The following is a 12,298-nucleotide window of genomic DNA, read 5'->3' on the forward strand; positions in this document are numbered from 1 at the left end:
GGAGGTATAAAAAGTAAGATGATCAACAAGGTCGCTGTTGAAGAGAGGATTGACCTCGGAAGGTACGACGAGAGATTTTACGCCATCGTGGGAAGGGGGGACGAAAACGTCAGATACTTCTCCAAGGTCTTCGACGTGCGGATAGTCCCTCGCGGGACGGAGCTGATAATCAAAGGAGAGGATGACAAGGTAAGGAAGTTCCTATCCTTCCTCAGAGCTGTGATGTCCCGTCTCGAGAGGGAGAGGCTGACCGCAAGGGAGGTTAGGGATTACGCCAAGGATTTCCTCCAGCAGACGGAGGGTCCAGAGAGCGCTCCGGAAGAGGAGGAAGTAATCTTAGTAACCCACCGCAGGAGAGCGATAGTTCCCAAAACACCCACCCAGAGGAGATATGTTGAGGCTATAAGGAAGAACGACGTGGTCTTTGGAGTCGGTCCCGCCGGAACAGGTAAGACCTACCTCGCTATGGCTATGGCTCTCGCCCACCTGAAAGATCAGAAGGTGAACAAGATAATCCTTACAAGACCTGCGGTGGAGGCGGGTGAGAAGCTCGGCTTCCTCCCGGGAACGATAGCTGAAAAGGTCGATCCCTACCTCAGACCCCTCTACGACGCCCTTTACGATATGGTCGATTACGACAAGGCGATGTACATGTTAGAGAGGAACATAATAGAGATAGCACCCCTCGCCTTCATGAGGGGTAGAACTCTCAACGATGCCTTCATAATCCTTGACGAGGCGCAGAACGCCACGAAGGAACAGATGAAGATGTTCCTTACCCGTATAGGCTTCGGTTCAAAGGTGGTAATCACGGGAGATATAACCCAGATAGACCTGCCGAAGAAGGAGCACTCCGGTCTCGTGGAAGCTCTCAGGGTTCTGAGAGGTATAGAAGGGATAGACTTCGTCTGGTTCTCTCAGGAGGACGTAGTCAGGCACCCGATAGTGGCGAGGATAATAGAGGCTTACGAAGCCCATGAACGAGATTCAGATAAAGCTGAGGAAGAGGAGAGTCCGGAAGGACTGGATAAGGGAGAGAGCTGAAAAGGCTCTGGAGATCCTCGGAATAGATAACGCCGAGCTCAGCATCCTTATAACGGATGACAGGGAGATAAGGGAGCTAAACAGAGTCTACAGAGGGAAGGATAAACCTACGGACGTCCTTTCCTTCCCGATGGGGGACAAGGTTGGGGAAAGGTTAATCCTCGGCGATATCGTAATATCCCTCGATACCGCCCGGAAGCAGGCTGAAGAGCTCGGACACACTCTGGAGGAGGAGGTCGAGAGGTTACTGATCCACGGGATAGTTCACCTGCTCGGATACGACCACGAGCTCGGGGGGGAAGAGGAGAGGAAGTTCAGGGAGTTAGAGGAGAGGTTGGGTGCTAAGCTCAGAGGAAGCTAAGGAGCTGATACTCATCGGGAGGAGATCTGTCCTCTCGGTCTTCGAAGGAGTTAACCTTGAAGTTCCCAAAGAACTGAAGGACAAGTTTTCCCAAAAGAGGGGTGTCTTTACCACACTCCTGACCTTTCCCGACAAGGCACTGAGAGGTTGCGTGGGAGTTCCTTATTCAGTTTATCCACTATGGAGAGCGGTGATCAGCTCGTCCATAAGTGCATCCTTCAGGGATCCGAGGTTCCCGCCCCTGAAAAAGGAAGAGTTAGACAGCGTTATATGGGAGCTGTCCCTTCTCACGGAGCCCGAGGAGGTGGATAAGGAAAGCTTGCCCGGGGCTATCAGGGTTGGCTTGGACGGTTTAATAGTGGAGGAGAGTTCTCGAAGAGGGCTCCTTCTCCCACAGGTAGCGGTGAGATACGGGTGGTCCCCTGAGGAGTTCCTTAGCTTCACCTGTCTGAAGGCTGGTCTTGAGAGGGACTGTTGGCGGAGAAAGGATGTTAAGATTTACAGGTTCCAGAGTGAAATCTTCGAGGAGGTGGAACCCTGGGGAGAGGTGAGGCAGGTAGAGGAGATGAGATGCGAATAGAGGATCTTAAGAGGATTCAGATAGAGTGCGCTAAGAAGGTTGTCCAGAGGGACGACTTCGAGAAGGTTGAAACTGTGGGTGGAATGGATCTCACCTTCGAGAAGATAGACGAAAACCCGACGAGAGCTTGGGCGAGCCTTGTTATCGTGGAGCTCAAAACACTAAGACCCATTTACAACCTAATTGTGGAAGACAGGGTTGAGTTCCCCTATATACCCACACTTTTAGCCTTCAGGGAGATGCCTCTCCTCCTCAAGCTTTACGAGAAGGCTAAAATAAAGCCCGACGTCTTCTTCATCGACGGGCAGGGTGTAGCCCATCCAAGGGGATGTGGCATAGCCTCCCACTTTGGCGTCGAGACGGGAGAGGTAAGCGTCGGAGTCGCCAAGACAAGGCTATTCGGCCACTACAAGGAACCGGATCTCAGGAAGGGAAGCTTTACCTATCTCAGGTACAAGGACCGCATAGTAGGAGCTGCCGTGAGGACCAAGGACAACACCCAACCCGTTTTCGTCTCAGTTGGACACAGGATAAGCCTCAAAACTGCCATAGACCTCGTTCTCAAGGCTTCCAAGTACAGGATACCCGAACCCACCCGCTTAGCCCACAACCTACTCCAGAGGGTAAGGAGGGAAAGTTTATTCTGATGCAGCTTAAGGAGTTAAGAATATATTAATATCCTGAAAAGGAGGTGGAAGGATGCTCTTAGGACTGGACGTAAGAACGCAGCTCAAGGATATTTTCGAGAAGGAATTCAAGGAGCCAGTTACCTTAAAGATCTTCTCCCAGGCGATCGGATGTGAGAGCTGCCAGACGGTAGAGGAGCTTGTACAGGAGCTCGTGAGCGTTGTTGGAGAGGACAAGATAAGGTATGAGGTTCACACGCCCGTGCTGGAAAAGGAGCTTGCCGAAAAGTACGGTGTGGACAGGATACCGACGATAGTTATAGAGGGTGATAAGGATTACGGGATAAGGTACATAGGTCTGCCTGCCGGTCTCGAGTTCAGCACACTGATTCAGGGGATCCTTCAGGTATCCAAGAGGAAGCCCAACCTCTCCGAGAAGACTCTCGAACTTCTCAAGCAGGTAGATATACCAATCGAGCTCATGGTCTTCGTAACCACCTCCTGTGGATACTGCCCGGCCGCCGCGGTTATGGCTTACAACTTCGCACTGGCGAGCGACTACATAACCGCAAAGGTTATAGACGCCTCCGAAAATCCTGACCTTGCCGAGAGGTTTCAGGTGGTTGGAGTCCCTAAGATAGTTATAAACAACGGGATCGCCGAGTTCGTCGGTGCCCAGCCCGAGAACGCTTTCCTCGGGTACGTGATCGCCACTTACGAAAAGCTCAAGAAGGAGAAGGACGAGGGTGGAGCTTGAGAGGAAGCCCCTCGTTGAAATGGTCGCCCCGGTTATAGAGGTTCGCCGGGAGACCCCAACGGTAAAGACTCTCGTCTTCGATATCAGGGGGCACGACTTCGACTTCTATCCTGGTCAGTACGTGATGCTTAAGGTGCCCTATCCGCCCACGGGTGAGGAGCTCAAGCGCGCCTACTCGATAGCCTCCACCCCTCTCAGGAAGGACATCTTAGAGCTCACTATAAAGAGGAAGGAGGGAGGAAAGGCTTCCGTTTATCTGACCACCGAGGTAAAGCCAGGAGACGAGTTCTACATCAAGGGTCCCTATGGGAAGTTCTATTGGATAGAGGGTCTCTCCACCTGTGTAGTTCTGATCGGTGCGGGAAGCGGAATAGTTCCCCTCATGTCCATACTCAGGTACATAAGGGATAAGGAACTCCACAACGTAAAGGCAACGCTCCTCGCCTCCTTCACTACCTACGAGGAGATAATTTACAGGGAAGAACTCGAGGATATGTCCTCTTACTCGAACATGAGAGTGAAGATAACGCTCACAAGGGAAAAGCCCGAAGGGTGGCGTGGGTACACCGGTAGGATAAATACCGAATATGATTCTGAAAGAGGTGGAGGATCTGCCCGCCAACCTGTATTACCTGTGCGGTCCTCCTGCCTTCGTGGACGATATGAAGGATATCCTTTTAAGCCTCGGTGTGGATAGATCTCAGATAAAAACCGAGAGATACGATTAAGAAAGGGACTCCAAGAGCTCAAGATTTCTCAGAGCCCTCTCGGTAGATCCTTCCCTTCTCTTCCCTTCCAGGAAGTCGGACACCATCTCTCTCAGCTTGTCGCCCTCCCTTCTCCTAATACTCTCTCCGTTGCGTTTTATCTCCTCCCTGAGGAAGTCCATAAGGATGATTCCCTCCTCAGTTCTAACCTCCCATCTACGGCTAACCTCTCCTTTATATTCCCACGCCACCCTCAACCTGAAGGGAACACCTCCTGCCTTCCCCTCCAGCTCCCAGATCTCTCCTTCCTTTACTTCCAACAGCTCTATGTCCCCAAATAGGTACTGAAGAACATATAGGTCGTGCCAGGCGAGATCCCATAGAGGGTTTATGTAGCCCCTACCCCTGTTGAGCCTTTCTATATCTATCTCCAGAACCTTAACTCCTTTGGGAAACTCTTTCACCGGGAGGGAGTAGAGTTCTATCTCCGAAATCTCGAGGTTCTTATCCTTACATATTCTCCTAAACTCCTCGCTTTCCTTAGCGGGTGGCTTTTCCAAAAGTACGGGAATCTTCCTTTCCAGAAAACTCTCAGCGATCTCAACGTGATGTTCAGGATTTACCGCAACTATCACCCTCCTGATGCTCTCCTTTATCTCACCGAAATGGCAGTAAAAGGGATACCTCTCCACGTTCTTATAAGGATCTATATCGCAGAGAACGGGAAGCTCCTGAAGCTCCTCTAACTTGGCGAGATACTTCATGCCCATGTTGCCGAGTCCAACGAGAAGGACGTGCATCTTTACCTTTCCCTTTGAATGCCGGAGGCGGGAGTCGAACCCGCACGCCCTCGCGGGCAGAGGATTTTGAATCCCCCGCGTCTGCCAGTTCCGCCACTCCGGCTATCTTTAATTATAAGTTACCTTTTATTTCGACCGTAGAGGAGGTTTTTAAAATTGAGATTGAGTATAAATTTTTTGTATAATAAATGCCAAATGAGATGTTTTTTTCTTTCACTCCTGCTCGCCCTTGCCTTTGTGAGTTTTTCCGAGGAAAGGGACTTTAACACTCCGGAGGGAGCCCTTAAAGCCCTCTACCCGGACGCCCAGATAGAGGTGAAGAACATAGCCCTCACGCGGGAACAGAAGGATAAGGTTGAGAAGATTGGAAGAGTCCCCTTAGATAGCCGATTGATCTCTATATACGTGGTGAAACGGGGTGGACAGGTGGTAGCTTACGGATATGTGGACGTTCACAGGGTGAGAACGCACAACGAGAGCGTTCTCTTTGTTATATCCCCAGACGGGAAAATAGAGACGGTTGAGGTTCTGTCCTTCAACGAGCCTCTCGAATACATGGCGGACGAGAACTGGCTCTCCCTATTCAAAGGTAAGTCCCTCGACAAGGATCTGTTGCGTTTGAATAGAGACATTCCCAACATGACCGGAGCGACCCTCACGGCAAGGGCTATAACCAAAGCTGCAAGGAGGGCTTTAGCGGTGTGGAAGGTTCTCTTCGGAGAAGCTAAATGAGATTTTTCATATCTTCGAACATAAAGGGCAATAGACCACTTTACATCACGGTGGTTTTCTTTCTGATCTCGGCAGCCCTCTACTGGGTTGGAAGCTGGCTTTACTACCACTCCAAGTTCGGCCTCACCTACAAAAAGATGTTCTCCTACTTCTTCACCGATCCGCAGTTTCCTGAAAGACTACCATTAGCCCAGCTCCTCGAGGACGTTCACATCCAGCTCTTTATGCTCCTAACCTTTCTGTTGGTCCTTGCTTCCCTCTTCATTCACAGATGCATGAGGGACAACGTTAAGTACACACTAATATCCCTCTCTTTCCTCTTCGGTCTTCTTGATATTCTTAGCGGTTTCCTCGTTTACTACCTCGGATCCCTATTCATATACTTGAAAATAGCCTCCTTCGTTGTCTATCAGATCTCCTCAGGAACGATGTTAGCCCTCGCCCTAAAGCTATACCTGACAGAGGAAAAGGAAGAGCCTCCCGAGAGATCCATTCTCTACACGATAGTCTTTGTGTTTACAGTCTCCACCTTTATATTCACGGCGGTCAATTTTTTTTTATTCTATGAAAAGTTCGGTCTAACACCAGACTCCGTAGCGAGGTATTACCTCGGAGATCCCCAGAGGTTCGTAAGACCCAAGACCCTTGCGGGAATAATAGACATCGCAAATCCCCACTTCCTCGCCATGGCCGTTTACCTCTTCGCTCTGGTTCACTTTGCCTTCTTCACGAACGTAAAGAGGAAGGCTACACTTAGCGCGCTCCTACTTTCCTCAGCCCTTATAGACAACGTGAGCGGGATCCTGATCAGGTTCATTCACCCCCTTTTCGCCTATGTAAAGCTCATCTCCTTTTTCTCCCTCACCCTTCTCATGCTCTACCTCTCGGCGGTGATACTCGTTTCCATACTGAGACACCGGGCGAAGGCTATCGTCCTTCTCTAAGTTAGTCCTTCCTCCCTCTTTGCCACGTTGAGCATCTCAAAGATCCTTTCCCTCGAAGTTCCCCCGTAGGTCTTCCTCCTATCGGCTACAGCCTCTGGACTGAGCACGTTAAAGACGTCTTCCTCGAAGAGTTCGGAGAAGTTCTTAAGCTCCTCCAGGGTTATTTCTTCGAGCCTCTTCCCCTTCTCAATGAGGTATGAAACTATACTGCCCACTATGTGGTGCGCCCTCCTGAAGGGAACACCTTTCAGAACTAAATAGTTGGCGAGATCTGTAGCGAGAACGAAGTTACCCGCATTCTTGAGCATATTCTGTTCTCTTAGGGACAGATCTTCCAGGACCTTCCTCATTCCTATGAGGGAGCCTTTCAACGTTCTAACACTGTCGAATAGAGGTTCCTTATCCTCCTGAAGATCCCTGTTGTAGGCTGTGGGGAGTCCCTTGAGAGTGGTCATCAGGGAGATCATATTTCCGTAAAGTCTTCCAGTCTTCCCCCTTATGAGTTCCAGAACGTCCGGGTTCTTCTTCTGGGGCATTATGGAGCTCCCGGTGCAGAGCTTGTCGGGCAGATCTATGTAACCGAACTCCTCCGAAGACCAGATTATCAGATCCTCAGATAGCCTTGAGAGGTGCATACCCGTAAGGGCACATACAAAGAGGAACTCCGTTATGAAGTCCCTGTCCGCGGTGGCATAGATAGAGTTCCTCACGAGCCTGTTGAAGCCCAAGAGCTCGGCGGTGTAGTGTCTGTCTAAGGGGAAGTCCACCCCAGCGACCGCTCCGCTGCCGAGAGAGAGCTCATCCACCCTCCTGTAACAGTCCATAAACCTCTCCGTATCCTTCAGAAACATCTCCCTGAAAGCCAAAAAGTAGTGAGCGAGCCTGATGGGCTGTGCTCTCTGAAGGTGAGTGTAGGCTGGAACCATAACGTCGATACTTCTCTCGGCAAGCCTGACAAGAGTTTTCCTGAGAGCTTTCAGAAGGTTTATTATCTCCCTGATCTCCCTCTTCAGATGAAGCCTCTCATCGGTGGTGATCTGATCGTTCCTCGACCTTCCCGTATGGAGCTTTCCTCCGATTTCCCCTATCCTTTTGATAAGCTCCGCCTCTACGTTCATATGAACGTCTTCGAGTTCTCTCTTCCACTCAAACTTCCCCTCCATTATGTCCCTTTCTATGTCCTTGAGTCCTTCTATTATCCTTTCCGCTTCCTCTTTGCCAAGGACTCCTGCTTTTTGAAGGGTTCTAACGTGGGCTATATCCTGTTTTATGTCCTCTAAGGCGAGCTCCCTATCAAAGCTGACCGACTCAGTGAACTCCTCCACGAACTCATCCGTCCCCTCCGAAAACCTTCCAGACCAAGGTTTTTCCATAAGGAAATTTTATTTGAAAACGCCTCCTCCTTCGCTATATTATTCCCCCATGGAGCTAAAACTCCGTTTGAAAATATTCAGATACGATCCTACCGATGGGAAGAGGGGATACGACACCTTCGAAGTAGATTACGAGGAGGGAATGACCTTCTTAACCGCTCTTCAGAGGATAAAGGAGAATCAGGACCCCTCGCTTACCTTCAGGCAGTTCTGCAGGGCGGGGATATGCGGAACCTGCACTATCTTTATAAACGGCTTTCCGAAGCTCGCCTGCAAGGAGCAGGTTCTTCCCTACGCTCTCACTGGTGAGGAGATCGTGCTGGAACCCCTTGACAAATTCCCTCCGATAAAAGATCTCGCGGTTGATCACGAGAGCGTTATAGAGAGGATGAAGCGCTTTCATACATGGATAAAGGAGTACAGTGGAGAGGTCAGGATACCTCCAGATATAAACAGGAGAATAGAAAGGGCGGCGGACTGTATTCTCTGCTCCGCCTGTCAGTCCTACTGTCCTCAGGTTTTGGAGAGCGAGTACGCCGGTCCCCTCTTTTTCGCCAAGTTTTACAGGTTCCTCGAAGATCCAAGGGATAGGGATAAAGATTACAGGCTCAGGGAAGCTCTCGAGGAGGGTCATCTTTACCACTGCCTCTCATGCGATAAGTGTAACAGCGCCTGTCCTAAGGAGGTAGAGCCTGCCTCCCTTATAAGAGAGCTCATGACCTATATTAAAGAGGATGGCAAAGCAAGCTGTTAGATACGTCTGTCAGTCCTGTGGATACCAGTCGGTCAAGTGGAAAGGTAGGTGTCCCTCCTGCGGTGAGTGGAATACCCTCGTAGAGGAACTTGTAGAAAAGGGGAAGGTCTACAGGATAGGTAATCAGACAAAGGTTCTTCCGATAGACAGCTGGGAAGAGGAGGTATCCGAGAGGCTGAGTACGGGCTTTGAGAGTCTTGACAATGCCCTTGGAGGTGGATTGGTTAAGGGTCAGGTGATCCTGATAGCCGGGGAGCCAGGGATAGGTAAGTCCACGCTTCTTCTCCAGATCTCAAACAGGTTCGCGAAGTACGGTAAGGTCCTTTACGTCTCTGGAGAGGAGTCGGGATCCCAGATAGCCCTAAGGGGGAGGAGGTTGGGCATATCGAGTCCCGACATACTCCTCTATCCGGAAACCTTGCTGGAAAACGTTTTAGAAGCTATCGAAGGGGAAAACCCCTCCCTCCTGGTCGTAGACTCGGTGCAGACACTCTACTCGGAAGGACTTGAGTCGAGTGCGGGTTCCGTATCTCAAGTCAGGGAGGTGACCTTTAAACTGACCGAGGTGTGCAAGGAGAAGGGGATCCCCTGCTTCATAGTTGGGCAAATAACCAAGGAGGGTGCGATAGCGGGTCCGAAGGTTCTCGAACATATAGTTGATACCGTCCTCCAGTTCGAAGGGGAGAGGTACAACTTCTACAGAGTCGTTAAGGTGGTAAAGAACAGGTTTGGCTCAACGGGGGAGGTAGCGGTCTTCAAGATGGGGGATTACGGGCTCGAGGAAGTTCCTGAACCCTCCGCCTTCTTTATCGGCGAAAGAATAAGCTCTCCGGGGAGCGTGATATTTCCCCACACCGAGGGGAGCAAGCCTATACTCCTTGAGGTTCAGGCTCTCGTTCTTCCTGCACTCTACACGACTCCTCAGAGGAGGACTCAGGGTTTTGACGTGAACCGACTCTCCCTTATTCTCGCGATACTCGAAAAGGAGGCGAACATATTCACGAGGGACTCGGACGTCTTCATCAACGTGGCGGGGGGACTCTCTGTAAAGGAGCCCGCGGCGGACCTTGCGGTAGCTCTCGCGATAGCTTCCTCCAAAAGGGAGAAGACCATACCTGAAGACACAGTTATTTTTGGAGAGTTAGGACTTGCCGGGGAGGTCAGGGCAGTTCATTTCGGAGATATAAGGGTGGAAGAGGCAAGGAGGTTCGGTTTTAAAAGGATAGTTCTGCCGAGTAGTCTGAATATGGACGTGGATGGTGTGGAGATACTGCCGGTCTCTAACGTAAGAGAGGCTATCGACCTGTTACTTTAGAGAATAGCCCTTATTATGGATAGCTTTAGTTCTTCGGTGAGCTTTTCTCTCTCCGTTTCCACTACACCCAACTCCCACAGTATAAAGAGCCTTTCAACCGATCCAACTATAAGGCTGAGAGCCACTTCAGGCGTAACGTTTATCTTTCCGGTTCTATAAGCTTCCCTGAGCATATCTAAGATTTTTCTGCCCGGTAGCTTATCCTCAGTTCCATTCTCCCTGAGTATGTGGTAAACGCTTAGGAAACGGAAGGAGTCCGGGTTATCGAGAGCGTAGCCCAAGAGAACCTCTACGAGCTTTCCCACCTTTGCCTTTATATCCCTTAAAGGGAAGACTTCCCTCTCCAATATCTCCTCTATCTCTCCGCTCACCCTCTCTAAGAGATAGGAGATAATCTGCTCCTTACTGGAGAAATGTCGGTATATCGCACCTTCCGTAATCCCCACCTCGCTCGCTATATCCTTTATCGTTGTCCCCTTAAAACCTTTCCTCGAGAACAGGCTCAGAGCTGCCTTCGCTATTCTCTCCTTCGTGGGGACGTACTCCCAGTCCCAAGTTGTTTTTCTCCCATTCATAGAAAGCCTCCGAGAAGAGTTCCACCCTCCTCTTCTTAAACTCTCTCTTGGAGAAGAGAATTTTATAGCTCTTTACGCCTATCTCTTCGCTAACTCTATTCACGAAATCGACTACTTCGTCCCTCCTTTTACCGTGGACCATCGAAAAGAGGTTGTAACTCCAGATTCCATTGGTTGTTCTCTCATAACAGTGGGACACGCTCTTGAAAGAGGAGAGGTATCTTCCTACCTCCTCAACCCTCTCGGGAGAAACCTTCCACACCACCATTCCGTTTGCCCTGAAGCCTACCCTCCTGTGATACAGGATCGCAGAAAAGCGTCTGATTATCCCCTTCTCCTTAAAAGATCTCAGAACCTCTAAGAGATCCTCCTCTTCCATTCCGATTCTGCGGGCCACCTCCCCGAAGGGCCTCTCCGTCAGAGGTATATCTTTCTGGGACTCCCTTACAACCTTCTTTTCCAGTTCGGAGAGTTTGCTTGCCTCAACCGGACTCCTTACTTTTACCTCTTCCCTTTCCTCGAGCTTTCCGTAGTCGAGCTTCACACCTATTTTGAAGGTCCTGAGGGTTCTCAGAACAGCGTAATCCTTTACTCCTGTTCTCTCTGCGATCAGTGATACAGTCTCCTCAAGGGATAACCTGGCGTCCGGAGGAACGGCTATCGTGAACCAGAGGTTGAGCTCGTCCTCCCTCTCATAGTTATGGCTCACTCCGGGATGGGAATTCACAAAGCGTGCGACCTCTTCGATCCTTTCTGAATCCACCTTGAAGGCTACGAGGGAGCTGTCATAACCCACCGCTCGTGTGTCGAATATCGGTGAGATCTGCCTTACGACACCTTCCTCTTTGAGACTTTCTATCTCACTCATCACCTTACCTTCCGAGGTTCCCAGTTTTTGAGCGAGCCAGAGGAAGGGTCTCTCCACGATGGGTATGTCGGACTGGATCAATTTCAGAAGCTCTTCCCTAAGCATGGTATATCTCCTCCAGCTGCTTCAGGTTTTGAATGCCGTCCTTGAGTAAGGTGTGCAGGCGAACCACCTCACCGATTATCATCACTGCGGGAGGACTTACCTCAGGCGGGTTTTCGCTTACCTCGCCGAGAGTAGAAATAACAACTCTCTGGGCCTCCGTAGTTCCTCTCTCCACAAAGGCTACCGGCTGGGAAGGGTCTCTCCCGAGGTATATAAGCTCCCTCGCTATCTTCTGTCTGTTCTTAACACCCATTAGAACGACGATAGTATCGACGTCCATGAAGGCTCTCCAGTCTACCCTCTTTTCCTTACCTGTCGCCTCGTGTCCCGTCACAACCGCAAAGGAGGAGGCTATACCCCTGAAGGTTAGGGGAATCCCTGCGTAGGCAGGAACCGCGTAGATGGAGCTTACTCCGGGAACAACTTCGAAGGGGATTCCCCTCTTGGTAAGGAAGATAGCCTCCTCTCCACCCCTTCCGAAGACAAAGGGATCTCCCCCCTTCAATCTCACCACGTTCTCGTGTATCCCAGCATAATAAACAAGAAGCTCGTTTATCCTTTCCTGAGGAATGGTATGCTTTCCATCTTCTTTGCCAACATAGACGAGCTTGCACCCAGGCTTGACGAACTGAAGAACCTCCTCGTTGACGAGCCGATCGTATAGAACGACGTCTGCGATAGAAAGAACCCTTATAGCCTTGAGTGTCAGTAGCTCTGGATCACCCGGACCAGCACCGACCAGATAGACCTTCCCCAT

15 protein-coding genes and 1 tRNA gene are annotated in these 12,298 nt (G+C 50.5%); 10 read left to right on the top strand and 6 right to left on the bottom strand.

All coding sequences use genetic code 11. The annotated features are described in order from the left end of the window. Nucleotides 1–18: 18 nt before the first annotated feature. Genes ACZ483_RS03310 through ACZ483_RS03335 form a run of 6 tightly spaced genes read left to right on the top strand, consistent with a single transcriptional unit; the run spans nt 19 to nt 4,065 of the window. Nucleotides 19–1,044 carry a PhoH family protein gene (locus ACZ483_RS03310; RefSeq protein WP_464325166.1) on the top strand — a complete coding sequence of 342 codons (1,026 nt, stop codon included), beginning with the start codon at nt 19–21 and terminating at the stop codon, nt 1,042–1,044. Then, nucleotides 977–1,405 (top strand): rRNA maturation RNase YbeY, encoded by a 429-nt coding sequence (ybeY, locus tag ACZ483_RS03315; RefSeq protein WP_464324754.1) that lies wholly within the window; start codon nt 977–979, stop codon nt 1,403–1,405. The genes ACZ483_RS03310 and ybeY overlap by 68 nt, the downstream gene beginning before the upstream one ends. Further along, nucleotides 1,383–1,985 (top strand): TIGR00296 family protein, encoded by a 603-nt coding sequence (locus tag ACZ483_RS03320; protein ID WP_464324755.1) that lies wholly within the window; start codon nt 1,383–1,385, stop codon nt 1,983–1,985. The genes ybeY and ACZ483_RS03320 overlap by 23 nt, the downstream gene beginning before the upstream one ends. Further along, complete coding sequence (locus ACZ483_RS03325) at nt 1,976–2,632, top strand: endonuclease V (RefSeq protein ID WP_464324756.1); 657 nt, start codon at nt 1,976–1,978, stop codon at nt 2,630–2,632. The genes ACZ483_RS03320 and ACZ483_RS03325 overlap by 10 nt, the downstream gene beginning before the upstream one ends. Before the next feature lie 52 nt (nt 2,633–2,684). Continuing rightward, nucleotides 2,685–3,368, top strand: a complete 684-nt coding sequence (gene pdo / locus ACZ483_RS03330; RefSeq protein ID WP_464324757.1) for a protein disulfide oxidoreductase — start codon at nt 2,685–2,687, stop codon at nt 3,366–3,368. Continuing rightward, on the top strand, nt 3,358–4,065 hold the full coding sequence (locus tag ACZ483_RS03335) for an FAD-binding oxidoreductase (protein WP_464324758.1): 708 nt from the start codon (nt 3,358–3,360) through the stop codon (nt 4,063–4,065). The genes pdo and ACZ483_RS03335 overlap by 11 nt, the downstream gene beginning before the upstream one ends. A gap of 27 nt (nt 4,066–4,092) precedes the next feature. Here the strand turns inward: ACZ483_RS03335 and ACZ483_RS03340 are convergent, their stop codons facing one another. Both ACZ483_RS03340 and ACZ483_RS03345 read right to left on the bottom strand, forming a co-directional pair. Then, entirely contained in the window at nt 4,093–4,875 is a 783-nt protein-coding gene (locus ACZ483_RS03340; RefSeq protein ID WP_464324759.1) for a Gfo/Idh/MocA family oxidoreductase, read from the bottom strand. Between the two features lie 19 nt (nt 4,876–4,894). Continuing rightward, nucleotides 4,895–4,978: transfer RNA gene (locus tag ACZ483_RS03345), tRNA-Leu, on the bottom strand. 92 nt (nt 4,979–5,070) lie between these two features. Here ACZ483_RS03345 and ACZ483_RS03350 point away from each other — a divergent pair. After that, nucleotides 5,071–5,607, top strand: coding sequence for an FMN-binding protein (locus tag ACZ483_RS03350; protein ID WP_464324760.1), 537 nt, complete (start codon nt 5,071–5,073; stop codon nt 5,605–5,607). Further along, the gene (locus ACZ483_RS03355; protein WP_464324761.1) at nt 5,604–6,551 is read left to right on the top strand and encodes a hypothetical protein; all 948 of its coding nucleotides are present in this window, start codon (nt 5,604–5,606) and stop codon (nt 6,549–6,551) included. Before ACZ483_RS03350 ends, ACZ483_RS03355 begins: the two co-directional genes overlap by 4 nt. Here ACZ483_RS03355 and argH read toward each other — a convergent pair. After that, entirely contained in the window at nt 6,548–7,924 is a 1,377-nt protein-coding gene (gene argH / locus ACZ483_RS03360) for an argininosuccinate lyase (protein ID WP_464324762.1), read from the bottom strand. The two genes, ACZ483_RS03355 and argH, sit on opposite strands and share 4 nt — an antisense overlap. Before the next feature lie 49 nt (nt 7,925–7,973). Between argH and ACZ483_RS03365 the strand changes: the two genes are divergently transcribed. Next, nucleotides 7,974–8,678, top strand: a complete 705-nt coding sequence (locus ACZ483_RS03365) for a succinate dehydrogenase/fumarate reductase iron-sulfur subunit (RefSeq protein ID WP_464324763.1) — start codon at nt 7,974–7,976, stop codon at nt 8,676–8,678. Then, entirely contained in the window at nt 8,659–9,993 is a 1,335-nt protein-coding gene (radA, locus tag ACZ483_RS03370; RefSeq protein ID WP_464324764.1) for a DNA repair protein RadA, read from the top strand. Before ACZ483_RS03365 ends, radA begins: the two co-directional genes overlap by 20 nt. Here radA and ACZ483_RS03375 read toward each other — a convergent pair. Genes ACZ483_RS03375 through cobA form a run of 3 tightly spaced genes read right to left on the bottom strand, consistent with a single transcriptional unit; the run spans nt 9,990 to nt 12,298 of the window. After that, on the bottom strand, nt 9,990–10,568 hold the full coding sequence (locus ACZ483_RS03375) for a TetR/AcrR family transcriptional regulator (RefSeq protein WP_464324765.1): 579 nt from the start codon (nt 10,566–10,568) through the stop codon (nt 9,990–9,992). The two genes, radA and ACZ483_RS03375, sit on opposite strands and share 4 nt — an antisense overlap. Next, complete coding sequence (ahbA, locus tag ACZ483_RS03380) at nt 10,471–11,541, bottom strand: siroheme decarboxylase subunit alpha (protein ID WP_464324766.1); 1,071 nt, start codon at nt 11,539–11,541, stop codon at nt 10,471–10,473. Before ahbA ends, ACZ483_RS03375 begins: the two co-directional genes overlap by 98 nt. After that, nucleotides 11,534–12,298, bottom strand: coding sequence for a uroporphyrinogen-III C-methyltransferase (gene cobA, locus ACZ483_RS03385; protein WP_464324767.1), 765 nt, complete (start codon nt 12,296–12,298; stop codon nt 11,534–11,536). The genes ahbA and cobA overlap by 8 nt, the downstream gene beginning before the upstream one ends.

Source organism: Hydrogenivirga okinawensis (assembly GCF_055385515.1).